General features: G+C 73.6%; 17 protein-coding genes and 1 pseudogene. 9 read left to right on the top strand and 9 right to left on the bottom strand.

From position 1 onward, the window contains the following. Window positions 1-30: 30 nt before the first annotated feature. On the top strand, window positions 31-1,428 hold the full coding sequence (gene nhaA, locus O2W20_RS03705) for a Na+/H+ antiporter NhaA (RefSeq protein WP_269170403.1): 1,398 nt from the start codon (window positions 31-33) through the stop codon (window positions 1,426-1,428). Window positions 1,429-1,765: 337 nt separating this feature from the next. Continuing rightward, on the top strand, window positions 1,766-2,494 hold the full coding sequence (locus O2W20_RS03700) for a hypothetical protein (protein WP_269170402.1): 729 nt from the start codon (window positions 1,766-1,768) through the stop codon (window positions 2,492-2,494). A 34-nt stretch (window positions 2,495-2,528) separates the two neighbouring features. Here O2W20_RS03700 and O2W20_RS03695 read toward each other — a convergent pair whose 3' ends face one another. The 8 genes from O2W20_RS03695 to O2W20_RS03660 all read right to left on the bottom strand — a co-directional run bounded on the left by O2W20_RS03695 (window position 2,529) and on the right by O2W20_RS03660 (window position 8,866). Next, the gene (locus O2W20_RS03695) at window positions 2,529-4,229 is read right to left on the bottom strand and encodes a DUF885 domain-containing protein (RefSeq protein ID WP_269170401.1); all 1,701 of its coding nucleotides are present in this window, start codon (window positions 4,227-4,229) and stop codon (window positions 2,529-2,531) included. 5 nt (window positions 4,230-4,234) lie between these two features. Next, complete coding sequence (locus O2W20_RS03690) at window positions 4,235-4,807, bottom strand: FABP family protein (protein WP_269170400.1); 573 nt, start codon at window positions 4,805-4,807, stop codon at window positions 4,235-4,237. A gap of 164 nt (window positions 4,808-4,971) precedes the next feature. Then, window positions 4,972-5,451, bottom strand: coding sequence for a hypothetical protein (locus tag O2W20_RS03685; RefSeq protein WP_269170399.1), 480 nt, complete (start codon window positions 5,449-5,451; stop codon window positions 4,972-4,974). Between the two features lie 90 nt (window positions 5,452-5,541). Continuing rightward, window positions 5,542-5,835: a DUF1416 domain-containing protein gene (locus O2W20_RS03680; RefSeq protein ID WP_269170398.1), complete on the bottom strand. Its 294-nt coding sequence runs from the start codon at window positions 5,833-5,835 to the stop codon at window positions 5,542-5,544. 6 nt (window positions 5,836-5,841) lie between these two features. After that, entirely contained in the window at window positions 5,842-6,669 is an 828-nt protein-coding gene (locus O2W20_RS03675) for a sulfurtransferase (RefSeq protein ID WP_269170397.1), read from the bottom strand. A 263-nt stretch (window positions 6,670-6,932) separates the two neighbouring features. Beyond that, window positions 6,933-7,274, bottom strand: coding sequence for a TlpA family protein disulfide reductase (locus O2W20_RS03670; RefSeq protein WP_269170395.1), 342 nt, complete (start codon window positions 7,272-7,274; stop codon window positions 6,933-6,935). Between the two features lie 59 nt (window positions 7,275-7,333). Beyond that, window positions 7,334-8,023 (bottom strand): LmeA family phospholipid-binding protein, encoded by a 690-nt coding sequence (locus O2W20_RS03665; protein ID WP_269170394.1) that lies wholly within the window; start codon window positions 8,021-8,023, stop codon window positions 7,334-7,336. Window positions 8,024-8,044: 21 nt separating this feature from the next. Next, window positions 8,045-8,866 carry a hypothetical protein gene (locus tag O2W20_RS03660; RefSeq protein WP_269170393.1) on the bottom strand — a complete coding sequence of 274 codons (822 nt, stop codon included), beginning with the start codon at window positions 8,864-8,866 and terminating at the stop codon, window positions 8,045-8,047. 182 nt (window positions 8,867-9,048) lie between these two features. On the opposite strand from O2W20_RS03660, the gene O2W20_RS03655 reads away from it, so the two are divergent. From O2W20_RS03655 to pstB, 6 genes are all read left to right on the top strand, one after another. Further along, on the top strand, window positions 9,049-9,786 hold the full coding sequence (locus tag O2W20_RS03655; RefSeq protein ID WP_269170392.1) for a winged helix-turn-helix transcriptional regulator: 738 nt from the start codon (window positions 9,049-9,051) through the stop codon (window positions 9,784-9,786). Continuing rightward, complete coding sequence (gene mshD, locus O2W20_RS03650; protein WP_269170391.1) at window positions 9,770-10,738, top strand: mycothiol synthase; 969 nt, start codon at window positions 9,770-9,772, stop codon at window positions 10,736-10,738. The genes O2W20_RS03655 and mshD overlap by 17 nt, the downstream gene beginning before the upstream one ends. A 240-nt stretch (window positions 10,739-10,978) precedes the next feature. Beyond that, complete coding sequence (gene pstS / locus O2W20_RS03645) at window positions 10,979-12,094, top strand: phosphate ABC transporter substrate-binding protein PstS (protein ID WP_269170389.1); 1,116 nt, start codon at window positions 10,979-10,981, stop codon at window positions 12,092-12,094. Window positions 12,095-12,218: 124 nt separating this feature from the next. Further along, on the top strand, window positions 12,219-13,166 hold the full coding sequence (pstC, locus tag O2W20_RS03640; protein ID WP_269170387.1) for a phosphate ABC transporter permease subunit PstC: 948 nt from the start codon (window positions 12,219-12,221) through the stop codon (window positions 13,164-13,166). Next, window positions 13,166-14,254: a phosphate ABC transporter permease PstA gene (pstA, locus tag O2W20_RS03635; protein ID WP_269170386.1), complete on the top strand. Its 1,089-nt coding sequence runs from the start codon at window positions 13,166-13,168 to the stop codon at window positions 14,252-14,254. Before pstC ends, pstA begins: the two co-directional genes overlap by 1 nt. Before the next feature lie 23 nt (window positions 14,255-14,277). Next, window positions 14,278-15,057: a phosphate ABC transporter ATP-binding protein PstB gene (gene pstB / locus O2W20_RS03630; protein ID WP_269170385.1), complete on the top strand. Its 780-nt coding sequence runs from the start codon at window positions 14,278-14,280 to the stop codon at window positions 15,055-15,057. A 27-nt stretch (window positions 15,058-15,084) separates the two neighbouring features. On the opposite strand, the gene O2W20_RS03625 is transcribed toward pstB, so the two are convergent. After that, window positions 15,085-16,599: an LCP family protein gene (locus tag O2W20_RS03625; RefSeq protein ID WP_269170384.1), complete on the bottom strand. Its 1,515-nt coding sequence runs from the start codon at window positions 16,597-16,599 to the stop codon at window positions 15,085-15,087. Window positions 16,600-17,555: 956 nt separating this feature from the next. Here O2W20_RS03625 and O2W20_RS03620 point away from each other — a divergent pair. Beyond that, window positions 17,556-17,954: pseudogene (locus O2W20_RS03620) on the top strand (hypothetical protein); the annotation flags it as partial.

Raw genomic sequence — 17,954 nt, 5'->3', positions numbered from 1 at the left:
CTTCCCGACCCTGCACAACGGAGCCGCCACGTGACCACACCCACCCGCCTGTTCAGCCGGGGGTCCTACCCGGAGGCCACGCGGATCGCCGCGATCCTCCGCAAGGAGACCATCGGCGGGGCCCTGCTGCTGGTGGGCACGGTGATCGCCCTGGTCTGGGCGAACTCCCCCTGGGCGGAGTCCTACGAGTCGCTCCGCGACACCCGGGTCGGCCCCGAGGCGCTGCACCTGGACCTCACCCTCGGCACCTGGGCGGCCGACGGGCTGCTGGCGATCTTCTTCTTCGTGGTCGGGCTCGAGCTCAAGCGCGAGTTCGTCGCCGGCGACCTGCGCGACCCCCGACGGGCGGCCCTCCCGGTCGCCGCTGCGGTCGGCGGCATGGTGGTCCCGGCCCTGCTGTTCGTGCTGGTGAACCTGGGCACCGGCGATGGGGCGCTGCGCGGCTGGGCCATCCCCACGGCCACCGACATCGCCTTCGCGCTCGCCGTCCTCGCGGTGATCAGCACGCACCTGCCCACCGCGCTGCGCACCTTCCTGCTGACCCTGGCCGTGGTCGACGACCTGCTGGCGATCACGGTCATCGCGATCTTCTACACCTCCGAGCTGGCGATCACGCCGCTGCTGCTGTCGCTGATCCCGCTCGCCGTCTTCGGGTTCCTGGTGCAGAAGCGGATCCGGTCCTGGTGGCTGCTCATCCCGCTCGCCGTCATCGCCTGGGTGCTGGTGCACGAGTCCGGGGTGCACGCCACCGTCGCCGGGGTGCTGCTGGCCTTCACCGTGCCGGTCGTCCGCAGCCAGGCCGCCGGCGGCCCGGACGCGGGCCCGGGCCTGGCCGAGCACTTCGAGCACCGCATCCGCCCGATCTCCGCCGGGTTCGCCGTCCCGGTGTTCGCCTTCTTCGCCGCCGGCGTCACCATCGGTGGCCTGTCCGGGCTGGTCGAGTCGCTGTCGGACCCGGTCGCCATCGGCATCGTCGTGGGCCTGGTCGCCGGCAAGACGATCGGCATCACCGGCGCCACCTGGCTGGTCTCCCGCTTCACCCGGGCCGAGCTGGACGAGTCGCTGGGCTGGCCCGACGTCATCGGCCTGGCCATGCTCGCCGGCATCGGGTTCACCGTCTCCCTGCTCATCGGTGCACTCGCCTACGGCGAGGGCTCGCTGCGCGACGAGCACGTGAAGGTCGGCGTCCTGGTCGGCACCCTGACCGCGGCCCTGCTGGCCTCGATCCTGCTCAAGTCGCGCGACCGCCGGTACCGCCGGATCGCTGCGTTCGAGACGGAGGACCGCGACCAGGACGGCGTGCCCGACGTCTACCAGACCGAGGACGGGCGGGAGATCCGCACCGTCGACGACAAGGCCACCCACGACCCAGGCTGGGAGGGCGCACCGCCGCCCGGGCGCAAGGCCGGCCCCTCGTCCGACACCTGAGAAAAGGTCGTTGCCGAGCTCTTCTCCGCGTCGTACCGTCGTGGCACACGAGAGAGGAGGTGGTCCCGAAGTTGATGACTTACAGGACACGTGAGGTGGCTGTCCGCTAGCCGCCGTCCAGATGGGCCGCCCGTTCAGAACCTGTGGAAGACCCACAGCACCTGAGCGACGGCACTCCCGCCCGTCCGTCGATGGCGGCAGGCGAGAACCGGACAGTCACCCGACCCCCGGGCTGCCGACGTTGTCCAGTCGGCCCGCGAGCTGCTCCCCACTACGGTGGGTACAGCGCCGCGGAGCAGCCCGGGGGTTGTCCGTTGTCCGGGGGAGGTGTCGCCGCATGCAGTTCACCGGCCGCTCCGTCGCCCTGGACACGTCTGCGGGCATCTGGCTGGCCGAGTCCGCCGCGTCTGCCACGCCGGCGACCGTCGCCGCGCTGGTCCCCTCCTCGTTCGAGGCGGTGGCCCGGGTCTTCCACCCGGCCGTGCGCTACGTGGGGGACGACGACGTCGAGGTCCCCTGGGCCTCCGTCGCAGCCGCCAACGGCACCACCGTGCACCCGCTGATGCAGTGGGGCTCGGTCACCGGCGCGATGGAGTACTTCGAGAACGACGACCAGTCCCCGCTGTGGCACGGCGCCCCGGCCCGCGGGCACCTCCCCGCGCCGGTGGCCGAACGACTCGTCTCGGTGCTCTCCCGCTGGACGACGACCCCGGACGTCTGCTGGTTCGCCGTGGCCCAGGGCGGCGCCGTCATCACCGACCACCCGACGCTGAGCCTGCCCGACCGGGAGTACTGGCTGATCAACGGCCCGGTCCAGCTGGCCGCGCAGAACATGGCCGCCGAGCCGTTCGAGCAGAGCGCCAACCTCTGGTGGCCGGCCGACCGCGCCTGGTGCGTGGTGACCGACATCGACCTGGTCAGCACCTACGTCGGCGGCAGCGCCGCCTGCATCGCCGAGCTGTTCGCCGTCGACGGCCTGGAGATCGCCCCGGCCGAGTTCGGCCAGCGCACGACCTGGGACGCCGACCGGGTCAACCCCACCCCACCCGACGCCCCCGACCGCTAGCCGACAGAAATGGCCATTTCTGTCGGCTGGCGGGTCAGAGCTGGGCGAGTTCGGCGGCCAGGTCGTCGAGGCCCAGGCTGCCCTGCGAGAGCGCGGCCATGTGCCAGGCCTTCAGGTCGAAGTCGGCACCCCGCGCCTGCTGCGCGGCCTCCCGGCCGGCCAGCCAGGCCCGCTCCCCCAGCTTGTAGCTGATCGCCTGCCCGGGCATGCCGAGGTACCGCACGAGCTCGCTGTCCAGGAAGTCGGTGTCCCGGCCGCAGTTCTCCCCGAAGAAGGCGCGCGCGAGCTCCGGCGTCCACGGCTCGCCACGGTGTGCCGCGACGGCACCCTCGGCGTCGTCGGGGATCGGCAGCTCCAGGTGCATGCCGATGTCGACCACCACCCGGACGGCGCGCATCTGCTGCGCGTCCAGGTAGCCCAGCCGGGCGCCCGGGTCGGTCAGGAAGCCCAGCTCGTCCATCAGCCGCTCGGCGTAGAGCGCCCAGCCCTCGACGTTGGCCCCGACCGACCCCAGCGAGGTCTGGTAGGACGACAGGTCGCCGGAGACGTACGCCCACTGCGCCAGCTGCAGGTGGTGGCCGGGGACGCCCTCGTGGTACCAGGTCGAGACGAGGTCCCACAGCGGGAAGCGCTCCCGGCCCAGCGTCGGCAGCCAGGTCCGGCCCGGCCGGGAGAAGTCCTGGGTCGGCCGGGTGTAGTACGGCGCCGCCGCGCTGCCCGGCGGGGCGATCATCGCCTCCACCTGGCGCACCGGGCCGGCGATGTCGAAGTGCACCCCGTCGAGGGCCTCGATCGCTTCGTCCATCATCGCCTGAAGCCGCTGCCGCACCGGTTCCACGCCCTCCACGGCGTCGCCGTGCTCGGTCAGCCAGCGCATCGCCTCCATGGGCGTGGCACCGGGGAGCACCTTCTCCGCCTCGGCGCGCTGCTCGGTCAGGATCCGCTGGTGCTCGGCCCAGCCCCAGGCGTAGGCCTCCTCCAGGCCGGTGCCGGTGCCGAGGTCCGAGCCGTTCCACGAGCGGGCGAAGCGGGCGTACCGCTCCCGGCCGACCGCGTCGGGGGTGCCTGCGGCCTGGGGAGCGTAGGTGTCCCGGAGGAAGTCGCGGACGGTGGCGACCGCGGCGTCGGCGGCGGCCGCGGCAGCGTCCAGCTCGGCACGCACCTCGTCGGGGCCTGGGGCGACCAGCCCGGCGAAGTACGGGCCGGCCAGCCACTCGTCGAGCTGGCCGACCACGGTGTGCACCTGCCGGGGCGCGGCGAACAGACCCTGCGCGGCCCCGGCGCTCAGCGACTCGCAGTAGCCCCGGTAGGCCGCCGGCACCCGGGCGAGCCGGCGGGCCAGGACGGCCCAGTCCTCCGGCGTCCGGGTCGGCATCATCGAGAAGACCTGCCGGATGGAGTGCACCGGGGAGAAGAGGTTGGACACCGCCCGCAGGTCCTCGCCGGCCTCGTGCAGGTCCAGCGCGGCGGTGAGCCGCTCCCGCAGCAGCCGGGCGCAGCGGCGCTCGACCGGGTCGTCGTCCAGGGACGGGTCGGCGGCCAGCACCCGGTCCAGCTCGGCGAGCGTGGCCCGGATCAGCTCGGCCTCGGCGGCCAGGCCGGTGGGGCTGGTGTCAGGCAGCCGGTCGTCACCGGGGCGGGTGCCCAGCTGGGTGGCGACGATCGGGTCGAGGTCGCACACCGCGTCGACGTAGCGGTCGGCGACCTGACGGGGGGTGGTGGCGGGCGGCGTCACGGGCTTCAGCGGATCCTCTCCAGGCGGGCGGACATGGTGGGGCGCAGCGGCTGGTCGCCCGCCGCCCGGTCGACGGCGTAGAGGAGGGCGCCGTCGACGATGCCGTAGAGCCGCTTGGCCCGGCTGGTGTCGGGGTGGTCGGGGGTGCGGGCCAGGACGTCGCTGTCCAGCTCCCAGCTGGTCGTCGTCCGGGCCGTCCCGACGTAGATCTCGACCAGGCCGGCCGGGGAGCTCACCAGCAGCTCGACCTCGTCCTCGCCGCGGGGCCGCCAGAAGCCGGACTCCCGCTGGTCCGGGCCGGCCACCTGGCCGTCGCCGGACAGCCGCCAGGTGCGCGACTCGTAGCTGAGGAAGTCGCGGCCGTCGTGGGCGAACCGGACCCACTGCCCGAAGCGGTGGTCGCCGCCGGCGCCGGCGGCCTGCCCCTCGCCGTGCCACTCGCCCAGCAGCGGCAGCACCGACAGCAGCTCGTGGGCCACCTCGGGCCCCTCGCGGACGTCGACGGTGTCCGGGACCGGCAGCTCGGTCGGGCCGGCGACCGGCCCGTTCGGCAGGCCGGGCGGGACGGGGGCGCTCATCGGGCGCGCCCCGGACGGTCGGCGCGGGCGACCCGCCACGCCGAGGCAGCGAAGCCCAGTGCGACGAGCGCGACGAGGGTGATGAGCACCCAGGCGGAGAACAGACCCATGCCGTCACGGTAATCCGGGTCCCCTGCGCGCACCGGGAGCGGGGCAGCTGCGCGCTACTGCCCCAGCCGACCGTTCCCGGCCTCGACGCTGCTCGCCGAGCCGGCGGACGTCCCCGGCTGGACCGTCGCCACGGTGGCGCGGACGACGTCGTCCCACGGCGTCGCGGCCAGCCCGAACACCGCCGTCGTCTCGGTCGCGTCCAGCACGAACTCCTGGTCCCACTGGTGCCGGATCGCCACGATCTCCCGCATCAGCGGGACCGCGAGCCCGGCGGCGCGCATCACCGGCCACGGGACGCCGCTGACCCGGGCCGGCGGAGCGCCCATCGCCCGGGCCAGGTCGGTCAGCGCCTGCCGCTGCGAGCGCGGCGCCGGGCTGGGCACGTGCCACGCCCGGCCCCAGGACCGGTCGTCGGTACCGAGCGCGACCAGGGTGGCCGCCACGTCGGGCACGTGGGTCCAGCTGCGCGGGACGTCGGGGTCACCGATCACCCACGCCCGTCGTCCGCGGCGCAGGGTGTCCAGCTGCCGCACCAGGTGGGACTGGGCGGCGGGCGGAGACGACAGCGCCCGCCCCGGCCGTAGCCGGAGCGGGCGCTGGTGGACCCGTGACGAGGTCGGTCGTCAGTCGATCGCGAGGGTCGTCTCGTTCAGCCCGACCTCGGCGTCGATCGGGCGCTCGGCCCGGCCGACGGGCGCCAGGGTGCGCAGCGTCCAGCGACCCGGCGCGGCGAAGAACCGGAACTCACCCTCCGGGCTGGTCACCACCTCGGCGGTGAACTCGTCGGTGGCGTCCAGCAGCCGGACGTACGCACCGGCCACCGGGGCGCCGTCGTGCCACACCGACCCCTGGATGACGGTCTGGGTGCTCAGGTCGACACCGGCCAGGCTGCCGCCCTGCTTCGGGGCTCCGCACATGTCAGCTCACTTCTCGATCGGGACGCCGACCAGCGAGCCGTACTCGACCCAGGAGCCGTCGTAGTTCTTGACGTCGGACTTGCCGAGCAGCTCGCGCAGCACGAACCAGGTGTGGCTCGAGCGCTCGCCGATGCGGCAGTAGGCGATGGTCGGCTTGGCCTCGTCGTAGCCCTGCTCGGCGTAGAGCTTGGCCAGGTCCTCGTCGCTCTTGAACGTGCCGTCCTCGTTGGCCGCCTTGCTCCACGGGATGTTCATCGCCGTGGGGACGTGCCCGCCCTTCTGCGCCTGCTCCTGCGGCAGGTGTGCCGGGGCGAGGATCTTGCCGGAGAACTCGTCGGGCGAGCGCACGTCGATGATGTTCTTGCTGCCGATCGAGGCCACGACCTCGTCGCGGAACGCACGGATCGACAGGTCGGGCTCGCTGGCGCGGTAGGTGGTGGCCGGGCGCGCCACGGTCTCCTTCGACAGCGGGCGGCCGTCGAGCTCCCACTTCTTGCGGCCACCGTCGATCAGCTTCACGTCGCGGTGCCCGTAGAGCTTGAAGTACCAGTAGGCGTAGGCGGCGAACCAGTTGTTGTTGCCGCCGTAGAGGACCACGGTGTCGTCGTTGCCGATGCCGCGCGAGGACAGCAGCGCCTCGAACGCCTCACGGCCCACGAAGTCACGGCGCAGCGGGTCCTGCAGGTCGGTCTTCCAGTCCAGCTTGACGGCACCCTCGAGGTGGCCGCCGTCGTAGGCGCTGGTGTCCTCGTCGACCTCGACGAAGACGATGCCCGGGTCACCCAGGTGCTCCTGGGCCCAGTCGGCGGTGACGAGCACGTCGCTACGGCTCATGAGTGTGGTTCCTCCATCAGTTCGGGCGGATGGTGCGGACGTCGTGCGGTGCGGATCCCGTGCGGGAACGCGGAGCGGGGGTCCACCGGAGCGGCACATCCGGCGGAGGTCGGCCAGGGCGTGCGGAGAGCGGCGCGGGACGGGGTCTCCGCGCGGGGTGCGGCCTCAGCAGGCCGGACAGCGGGTGCTGCCGACGCGGCACAGGTCGACTGTGCGGCGCGAGGTCAGCAGGGGGCCCACGGCGCGAGGGTAGCGGATCACCGTCACGACCCCAGGTGCGCGTCCACCAGAGCGGCCAGTTCCGCCGACCCAGGCGCGCCGGTGCTGCGGGCCACCACCGCCCCCGCGGCGTCCAGCCAGATCAGCGTCGGGGTGACCCGGACGTCGAGTGCCCGCACCGCGTCCAGGTGGCTCTCGGCGTCCACGTGCACGTGCGACAACCCGGGCCGGGTGGCCTGCAACCGCTGCAGCCGGGCGCGGGTGGCCCGGCAGGGACCGCAGAAGGCCGTCGAGAACTGGACCGCGGTGAGCTCCGCCTCCGCCGGGCGCACGCCGAGACCCGCCAGGGCGGCAGCGGCCTCGGCCGTGGGGATCGTCGTGGTCACCTGAGGGGCAACGGGTGCACCCCCGGGAGCATTCCGGCCGATCAGTCGCTCAGCACCGATCAGCCGCTCAGGACCGTGTCGGTCGCCGACACCTGCACCAGGACGCCGTCGTCCCGGGGGTCGACCCCGGTCAGCTCGAGCCCGAACGGCAGCTCCGGCACGGGGTACCGGAAGTCGAGCACGTCCGCCGCCCCGTCGAGGACGAAGCCGGGGACGTCGACGCCCGCGGCCGCCGCGTCGTCGACGTCGACCACCAGGTCCTGCCCGTCGAGGGAGACGGTCCCCCGGGCGGTGACCGGGACCTCCAGGCCGAGGAGGTCGACCGTGCGGTCGATGCGCAACCGGTCGCCGTCGGGCCGCAGCCGGGTGTCACCGCCGAGCTGCTGGGCGAGCAGCACGTAGGAGATCGTCGCCGTCCCGTCGACCTGCTCCACCGGGATCTCCTGGACCGAGCCGGAGACCGCGTCGGACAAGGGCACCTGCACCCCGAACAGCGACACGTCGGCCCGGGTGCCGGCCGGCTCGCCGAGCTGCTCGGCGGTCAGGCTGATCCGCACCTCGTCGTAGCGGCCGGACAGCGCCTGGGTGAGGAACGGGAACCCGGTGATGTCGACGTCCGGCGCACTGGCCAGCCCACCCCGTTCGGCCACCTGGTCGGCCACCTGCCCCTCCGCGACGGTGACGCCGACCCGGTCGACCAGGACCAGCAGGCCGAGCGCGAGCAGCAGGACGATCAGCAGTGCCTTCACGCCTCGAGTCTCCCCTGCCGCTCAGCCGGTGCCGTACGAGGCGAGGGCATAGGCCACCGGGGCGACGACCGCCAGCGGGAGCACCGCCTGCACCACCGGCAGCGCCCAGCTCCCCTCACCGCGCTCGGCCGCGACGTAGGAGGCGCTCAGCGCCGCGAGCGCGGCCGCCCCGCCCAGGGCCGCGCCGTAGATGGCCGCCGAGAGGACGTCGATCAGCGCGTCGCTCCCCCGGTCCAGCAGGGCGACCCCCGTGGCGGCCAGCACAGCGAGGACGACGCCGAGCAGGCCGCGGGGCACGCCAGGGGCGATCTCCGGGCGGGGCAGCACGACGTCGACCAGATGACCGACCAGCAGCGCGGCACCGACCACCAGGACCGCCGTCTCCAGCGCCTGCGACCCGGCCTCGAGCCGGGCGACCCCCAGCAGCACCGCCAGCGCACAGACCGAGCACAGCAGCAGGGCGACCCCGGCCAGTGACGCGACGAGGTACCGGCGCGGTGCCGGGCGGGTCATCTGGTGGACGACGGCGGCCAGGAACCCCAGGCCGAGGACCGCCAGCAGCCAGTCCAGTTGCGGGCGGGCCGGGAGGAGCACCGCCGCATCGGCCGCGACGGCCGCGGCACCCCCCAGGGCGAGGGAGCCCAGGGAGCCACGGATGCCGGTGGCGACCACCCATCCGGCGACCAGGCCCAGCTGGAGCAGCGCCACCGCGACGACCCAGCCGGTGTCGCCGAGCGCGGCGGGCAGCCCCACGGCCACCGCGGTCACCACGACGACCAGGCCGGCCGCCGGGAGGTGGTGGGCGACCGGGGACAGCTGGGCGTCCGGAGCGGCCTGCGTCACCCCGGGATCCTCGCAGAGGATGCCCGCACCGCGGGGCGTGCCGGGGTGGTCGTGTCGCCGGGACACGACCCGGTCGTGCGGTACCTCACCAGTTCGTCCGGACGGTGGCGCACGTCCGCTATCCTGCCCTCTCACCTCGACAGCGCCGTCGACGGCCTGGGTGCGCCCAGTGAGGAGACGACATGCGGCTCGTGCTCATGACCTCGGCCCGTCAGGCCACCACGGAGGTCCTCCCTGCACTCGGGCTGCTGGCCCACCAGGTGCGCGTCGTGCCTCCCGAGCTGTCCAGCCTGCTCGACGGTGACGCCGGGGACGTCGTGCTGGTCGACGCCCGGCACGACCTCGTCTCCGCGCGGACCCTGTGCTCGCTGCTGGCCTCGACGGGCGTCGCCGCCTCGCTGGTCGCGGTGCTGTCCGAGGGCGGCCTCGTCGCCCTGTCGGCCGACTGGGGCGTCGACGACGTCGTGCTCGACACCGCCGGCCCGGCCGAGGTCGACGCCCGGCTGAAGTGGGCCACCGCCCGCAGGCTGGCCGCCACCGCGCCGGCCGACGGGTCGGAGGGCGGCGTGACCAAGGCCGGCGAGCTGGTGATCGACGAGCACAGCTACTCGGCGAAGCTGCGCGGGCGCCCGCTCGACCTCACCTACAAGGAGTTCGAGCTCCTCAAGTACCTCGCCCAGCACCCGGGCCGGGTCTTCTCCCGGGCCCAGCTGCTGCAGGAGATCTGGGGCTACGACTACTTCGGTGGCACCCGCACCGTCGACGTGCACGTCCGTCGGCTGCGCGCCAAGCTCGGCACCGAGCACGAGGCCCTGATCGGCACGGTCCGCAACGTCGGCTACAAGCTCGACCAGCAGGTCGCCGACGCGACCGCCGCGGCCAACGTGGCGGCGGTCGAGACCGGTGTCCCGCTCTCCTGACCACGGTCCGCTGAACCCGGTGCTGGTCGAGGTCACCGAACGGCTCCCCGCCGCGGTCGTGCAGGAGGTCCGCGCCCTGCTCGAGGCAGCGCTGGCCGCCGACGGGGTGCGGCCGGTCTCCGAGGAGTCCGAGCTGCGACTGCAGCACGGCGGCCCGGTCGGTGGCGTCGACCTCACCGCACGGGACGACGCCGGCACGCTCCTCGGCCATGCCCGGCTGGAGCTGCCGCCCGGCGACCCGGAGGCCGAGGCCGAGCTGGTCGTGGCCCCGGGCAGCCGTCGTCGCGGCGTGGGCACCGCCCTGGTCGCCCGGCTCGAGGAGCTCGCCGCCGACCGCCCGCTGCGGGTGTGGGCGCACGGCGAGCTGCCCGGGTCGGCCGAGCTCGCCCGCGGCCGCGGTTACGACCGGGCGCGCGTGCTGCTGCAGATGCGCCGTCCGCTGGACGGGGTCGACCCCGACCCGCGGCTCGAGCTGCCGACCGGGGTGTCCGTCACGACCTTCCGGCCGGGCACCGACGAGGACGCCTGGCTGCGGGTGAACTCCCGCGCCTTCGCCTCCCACCCCGAGCAGGGCCGGTGGACCCGCGGCGACCTCGCCCTGCGCGAGGGGGAGGCCTGGTTCGACCCGGCCGGGTTCTTCCTGGCCTGGCGGGACGAGCCGGACGGGCCCCGACTGCTCGGCTTCCACTGGACCAAGGTGCACCCGGCCGGCGACGTCGGCGACGAGCCGATCGGCGAGGTCTACGTGCTCGGCATCGACCCGGACGCGCAGGGGATGCGGCTGGGCCGGGCCCTGACCGATGCCGGGCTGGCGCACCTGCGCGCCGCCGGCCTGTCCGCTGTGCTCCTCTACGTCGAGGAGGACAACACCGCCGCCGTCGCGCTGTACGAGCGGAGCGGGTTCACCCGGCACGCCGTCGACGTCTCCTGGCGGCGCACGCCCTCGCCCTGAACGGCCCTGCTGCACCGCTCGTCGGGGACCTCGGACCACCCGTCGGCACCCCGCCACGCGGCGGTTCACCCGTTGGACGTACACCGTCTGTCGATTCGTGGGCCAAGTCTCAGTCCGCGTTCACCCGGCGTTCATCGAGCCACCCGGATCCGTCCATCTGCGCTGCTTAGCGTCCTGGTCGTTCGATCTTCCCTGCCCGGCTTCGACGTCCGGGCACACACCAGTCGAAAGGCCACTGAGTTGAAGCTCAGCACCACGACGCGCACCGCGGCCGTGTCCGCAGCGCTCGCCGCCACCCTCGCTCTCGCCGCGTGCGGCGCCTCGAACGAGGAGACCGGTTCGGGCACCGCTTCCGGGGGCGAAAGCGGCGGGGAGCTCAGCGGCACCCTCGTCGGCGCCGGCGCCAGCAGCCAGCAGGCGGCCATGCAGGGCTGGACGGCCGGCTACTCGAGCGTCCAGCCCGACGTCACGGTCAACTACGACCCGGTCGGCTCTGGCGGTGGCCGCGAGCAGTTCCTGGCCGGCGGCACCGACTTCGCCGGCTCGGACGCCGCGCTGGACGAGGAGGAGCTCGCGCAGGCCGAGGAGCGCTGCGGCGAGTCCGGCATCTTCGAGCTGGCGAACTACATCGCGCCGATCGCCGTCGTCTACAACCTCGAGGGCGTCGACGAGCTGAACCTCTCCCCCGAGGTCGTGGCCGGGATCTTCAACCAGCAGATCACCAACTGGAACGACCCGGCGATCGCGGCCGACAACCCGGACGCCACCCTCCCGGACCTGCCGATCACCCCGGTCAACCGGAGTGACGAGTCCGGCACCACGGAGAACTTCACCGAGTACCTGGTCGCCGCGGCCGGCGACGCGTGGCCGCACGAGGCCAGTGGTGACTGGCCCGTCTCCGGCGGCGAGGCCGCCCAGGGCACGTCCGGCGTGATCAGCGCCGTCACGGCCGGCAACGGCAGCATCGGCTACGCCGACCTGAGCCAGGCCGGCGACCTGGGCGTGGCCAACATCGGTGTCGGCGAGGAGTTCGTCGAGCCCACCGCCGAGGCCGCCGCTGCCGTGGTGGAGAACTCGGAGACGCTGGAGGGCCGGGGCGAGTACGACTTCGCCGTGGAGCTCGCCCGCGACACCACCGAGTCGGGCAACTACCCGATCGTCCTGATCAGCTACCACGTCGGCTGCATCGAGTACGACGACCAGGAGACCGCCGACCTGGTCACGGACTTCATGACCTACGTGGTCAGCGAGGAGGGCCAGCAGGCCGCGGCCGACGCCGCGGGCAGCGCGCCGATCTCCGACACCCTGCGCGAGCAGGCGCAGAGCGCGATCGACGCGATCACGGCCGCCGGCTGATCGAGCCGGTCACCAGCGCGCTGCGGCGGCTCGGAGTGTCCACCCGGACACCCCGGGCCGCCGTGGCGCGTGATCCACTGCACGCCTCCCAGCACCCCGCAGTACGAGCCCCCCGGAGCGATCGGTGACCTCCACCACCAGCGCACCACCCGCCCAGCAGCCCAAGAGCCGGCCCGGCGACCGCATCTTCGCGGGCAGCGCCAAGGGCGCCGGCATCCTCATCCTGGTCATCCTGGCCGGGGTGGCCCTCTTCCTGATCAGCGAGTCGGTGCCGGCGCTGACGGCGTCGGCGGACGAGATCTCCGGTGACGGTGGCCTCGCCTCCTACATCGGCCCCCTGGTCTTCGGCACGCTGCTCTCCGCGGTGATCGCCCTGCTGGTCGCCACCCCGCTGGCGGTGGCGATCGCGCTGTTCATCACCTTCTACGCGCCGCGCAAGCTGGCCGCCGGACTGGGCTACGTGGTCGACCTGCTGGCCGCGATCCCGAGCATCGTGTACGGCTTCTGGGGCATCTTCTGGCTCGCCCCCCGACTGGTGCCGTTCTACCGGTGGCTGGAGGAGAACCTCGGCTTCCTGCCGTTCTTCGCGGGGCCCGTCTCCTCGACCGGCCGCACCATGCTGACCATCGGGCTGGTGCTCGCGGTGATGATCCTGCCGATCGTCAGCGCCATCTCCCGCGAGGTCTTCAGCCAGGTGCCCACGCTGCACACCGAGGCCGCCCTCGCCCTGGGCGCCACCCGCTGGGAGATGATCAAGATCGCGGTCATCCCCTACGGCAAGTCCGGCGTCATCGGCGGCTCGATGCTCGGCCTGGGGCGCGCCCTCGGCGAGACGATGGCCGTGGCGATCATCCTGTCCGGCTCGGCCGCGGGGATCACCTGGGCGCTCATCTCCAGCGCCAACCCGCAGACGATCGCGGCGAACATCGCCCTGCAGTTCCCGGAGTCGACCGGACTCGCCGTCAACACCCTGATCGCCAGCGGGCTCGCGCTCTTCGTGATCACCCTCCTGGTCAACATGCTCGCCCGGTGGGTCGTCAACCGCCGCGCCGACTTCTCCGGAGCGAACTGATGAGCACCTCCACCCAGCAGTCCAGCGCCGGACCGGACACCTCTGCGTCGTCCCCCAACCCCCTGGGCGGCCACGAGAAGCAGGCGCCGTGGGTGCCGTGGGCGGTGTTCGGTGCCGCCGCCGTCCTCGCGCTGGGGATCGGGCTGCTGACCAGCTGGAACATCGTGCTGTTCGTCATCTACACGGTGGTGCTCGGCACGCTGGGCACCTACGTGCTGTCCCGGGTGACCGAAGGGCCGCGCAAGGCCGTCGACCGGCTGGTCACCTGCCTGGTGATCAGCGCCTTCGGCATCGCCATGGTGCCGCTGGTCTCGCTGGTCTACGAGGTGGTCCGCCGCGGTGCGGAGCGCTTCGACGGCGAGTTCTTCACCGCCTCCTTGCAGGGGATCATCGGACCGGGCGGTGGCGCCTACCACGCGCTCATGGGCACGCTGATCATCACGCTGCTGACCACGCTGATCTCGGTGCCGATCGGCCTGATGACCGCGATCTACCTGGTGGAGTACGGCTCCGGCCGGCTCAAGCGGTCGATCACCTTCCTGGTCGACGTGATGACCGGCATCCCCTCGATCGTCGCCGGCCTGTTCGCCTACGCGCTGTTCGTGCTCATCTTCGGCCCGGGGGTCCGGCTGGGGATCATGGGCGCGGTGGCCCTGTCGGTGCTGATGATCCCGGTGATCGTCCGCTCGGCGGAGGAGGTGCTCAAGCTCGTCCCGAACGAGCTCCGCGAGGCCGCCTACGCCCTGGGCGTGCCCAAGTGGCGCACGATCCTCAAGGTGGTCATCCCGACCGCGATCGCCGGCCTCGCCACCGGTGTCACCCTGGCCATCGCCCGGGTGATCGGTGAGACCGCACCTCTGCTGATCACGGTCGGCATCACCAACGCCCTGAACTTCAACCCGTTCGACGGGCGGATGGCGACCCTCCCGGTGTACGCCTACTACCAGCTCACCCAACCGGGCGTGCCGCCGGAGAACGCGATCGACCGGGCCTGGACAGCCGCCCTGGTCCTCATCATGCTGGTCATGGGCCTCAACGTGGTCGCCCGCCTGATCAGCCGCCTCTTCGCCCCCAAGACCAGTCGCTGACCCGGAACCCGGAGGAACACCACGTGGCCAAGCGCATCGACGTCTCGGACCTGGACATCTACTACGGCAACTTCAAGGCCGTGGAAGGCGTCAACCTGTCCATCGAGCCGCGCAGCATCACCGCCCTCATCGGGCCCTCGGGGTGTGGCAAGTCCACCTTCCTGCGGTCGCTCAACCGGATGCACGAGGTGATCCCCGGCGCCCGCGTCGAGGGGAAGGTCGTCATCGAGGGGCAGGACCTCTACGGCTCCGACGTCGACCCGGTCGACGTCCGCCGGCAGATCGGCATGGTCTTCCAGCGGCCGAACCCGTTCCCGACGATGTCGATCTACGACAACGTCGCAGCAGGTCTGCGGCTGAACGCCAAGAAGACCAGCAAGAGCGACATGGACGGCCTGGTGGAGCGTTCCCTCAAGGGCGCGAACCTGTGGAACGAGGTCAAGGACCGGCTGAACCGCCCGGGGTCGGGGCTCTCCGGTGGTCAGCAGCAGCGGCTGTGCATCGCCCGGGCCATCGCCGTCCAGCCGGAGGTGCTGCTGATGGACGAGCCGTGCTCCGCGCTCGACCCGATCTCCACGCTGGCCGTGGAGGACCTGATGATGGAGCTCAAGGAGCAGTTCACCATCGTCATCGTCACGCACAACATGCAGCAGGCCGCGCGGGTCAGCGAGACCACCGGGTTCTTCAACCTCAACGGGGTCGGGCAGCCCGGCCGGCTGATCGAGTACAACCCCACCGAGAAGATCTTCAGCAACCCCGACGAGAAGGCGACGGAGGACTACATCTCCGGCCGGTTCGGGTGATGCTCCGCTGAGCGGCTCTCCCGCCGCTCAGCTGCAGGACGATGCGGCCTCGGCCTCCGCGACAGCGGGGTCCGGGGCCGCTGTCGTCGGCACCGGGGTGCCGATCTCCACGGCAGCCAGGCCGGTGAAGTCCGGCCCGACAACCAGCTGCACCGCCGAGCCGACGAGGGGGGTCTCCACCAGCACGGCTCCGGGCACGGCCGCCGCCACCGTGCGCGCCGGCTCCAGCGCCGCCGGGCCGTACCGGACCACGGTGCGGTCCACGGTCGCCGGTTCGACGCCCCGGGCACCGACCCGGAACCCCGCGGCGGCCAGGCCGTCGGCCACCTCGCCGGTGCGCCCGGAAGCGGAGCCGTCCAGCACGTCCAGCGTCACCCCGGCCGGCTCCACGGAGACGGTCGTCCCCTCGGGCACCGGGTCGACCACCGGCGCCGGCTCGGCGGGCGCGGGGTCGGTCGCCGCGGCGTCGGCGACGCCAGCGCCGGCCGGGACGGGCAGCAGGCCGGTCTCGATCACCGAGTCGAACAGCTGCCGGGTCGCGGCGGCGTCGACGACGACCACCGCCTGGTCGCTGCCACTGGGCACGTGGCCCACCTCGGCGACCGGGAGCCCGGTGCGCTCGATCGCGCCGCCGGACAGCTCGCCCAGGGTGGCCCCGAAGGTCCGGAGGTCGCCCAGCGTCGTCTCCGCGTCCACGGTGAACGCGTCCCCTGCCCGGGAGAGGAAGCGGGTCAGGGTGAGCGGGTCGGCCAGCGTGCTGTCCGCCAGCGCGGAGTCGAGTGCCGAGATCAGCACTCGCTGCTCGCGTTCGGCGACCGCTGCGCCGGTGACGTCGGTCCCGGTGGCGGGCTGCAGGAAGCCGGTCACCTCGGCGCCGGCCAGCTGGAGGCCACCCGTCCCCGGGCAGACCGGGACCCCGCCGAGCGCCTCGACCATGCCGGGCAGCCGGGCGAGGTCGACGGACACGTAGTGGTCGACCCGCAGGCCGGTCAGCTGCTGCACCGACCGGACCAGGCAGGAGGGACCGCCGTCGAGCAGGGCGGCGGCGAACGGCTCGGTCTGCGGCTGACGCAGATCGCCGTCCGTCGTCTGGCAGACGGGGGTGTCGGACAGTGCCGTGGGCGGCACGCTGACCAGCACGGCCTGCTCGCCGTCGGCGGAGACGTGCGCGACCACGGTGCTGACCGCAGGCAGCCCACTCCGCCCGGGCAGGCCGGTGCCGACCACCAGGTAGGTCGACGAGGTCTCCTGCAGCTGCGGGGCCAGCACCTCGGGGCCGTCGGTGACCAGCGCGTCGACCCGGCCGATCGAGTGGTCGGCGTAGAAGTAGAGGCCCACGTAGTAGACGGCCACCAGGCCGAACAGGGCCACCAGCGCGAGCGCGACCCGGGTCACCCGACGGCGGAGCGGCCCGGCAGGTGGGCGGGGCGTGGGCAGATCGGCGACCGTCGCGCCGACGGGTACGTCCCGGCCGGGGATGGGTGGCACCGGCAGGCTGCGCCGGACCCCGGGCACCGGCACCGAGTACTGCGGTGGTGCCACAGGGGGGAGCGGCGGGCCCACCGGCCGCGGGGACGACGTCGGTGCCGGGAGTGGCGTCGGGGAGGCCACGGGCGCCGACGACCGGACCGGCCGTGAGGGCATGGGCACGGACGGTGCCGCGGCCGGCCTGCTGCCGGCCGGCGGCCTCGGGCTCTCCGGGACGCCGGGGGTGGGCGAGCCGGGCCCGTTCGGCGTGGCGGCGGGGACCGGGGGGCGACGCCCCGCCGTCGGCGTGGCCCGCTCGGCCGGAGGAAGGTGCCTGCGGGACCCGGGCGGGGCGGCCGGCGGGCGGGCGACCCGGACGCCGGGCTCGTCGGTCGGGGCGGCGGGCTCCGGCTCGGAGACGGGTGCGGGCATCGCCGGCTGCCAGCCGGTCGGCAGCACCTGCGGCGAGGGGACGACGGACGGCTGCGGGCGGTCCCGCCAGCCACCCCGGGGACCGGGTCCGTCGGACGAGGCCGGGCCGCCCGGCCGTGCTGGTGCGTCGTCCCTGTCCACACCGGGCTGCCACAGCGGGGTCCCGGCGTCGTCGACCGGTTGCTGACGGCCCGTGAGCTCACCGGCCTCCCGGCGGTCCGCCCGTCGCCGGCGGACCCCGGTGCCCGAGCGGGCGAGCAACTCGGCGACGGTCAGCGGCGCGGCCGGGCCGTCCCCGGCGTGCCCAGAGGCAGGCGGGCCGGCGCCGGTCGACCGGTCGTCGCGTCGGGGACCGCCGTCGGCCCCGTCCCGCGTCGGCTGATCCGCCACCGGCGTCGACATCCCATCGTCGTTGTCGGCAGCCGCTCGCTGCCCGGTCGTCCCGCCCCGGGCGGTCGCAGACCGCCGCCGGTGCGACCGCTCCACGATACGGGCGGTCGACCACCCGCCCAGCCGGACGCGCGGGGGACGAACGGATCGGTCGCAGCGGAAGGACGGCTCGACCGGCAGGCCGACCCGCAGGACCGTAGCCTCTGGCCGTGAAGTTGCCCTTCCCCGGCCCGTCGGACGTGCTGCACGCCGCCGAGGGTCTCCGTGACGGCGTCACCGAGGCCCTCGCCCTGCTGCCCCGGGTGGCGGGCGCCCTCGGCGAGGCCGAACAGCTGCTGAAGCGTGTCGGTGCGCTCGTCGATCGGATGGAAGGGATCGCCGACCGGGCCGAGGTGGCGATCGCCGGCATCGACGTCATCCGCGCCGACGCCGACGTTGCCGTGGCCCGGATCGGGGTCACCAACGACGCGGCCGACGCCGCCGTCGCCCGGATCGGCGTCACCAACGACGCTGCTGACGCTGCCGTGGGCAGGATCGGGGTCACCAACGACGCGGCCGACGCCGCCGTCGCCCGGATCGGCGTCACCAACGACGCTGCTGACGCTGCC

Origin of the sequence: Modestobacter sp. VKM Ac-2982, assembly GCF_026967935.1 — a bacterium.
GTDB lineage: Bacteria > Actinomycetota > Actinomycetes > Mycobacteriales > Geodermatophilaceae > Modestobacter.
This window is presented reverse-complemented; position numbering and strand designations above follow the sequence as displayed.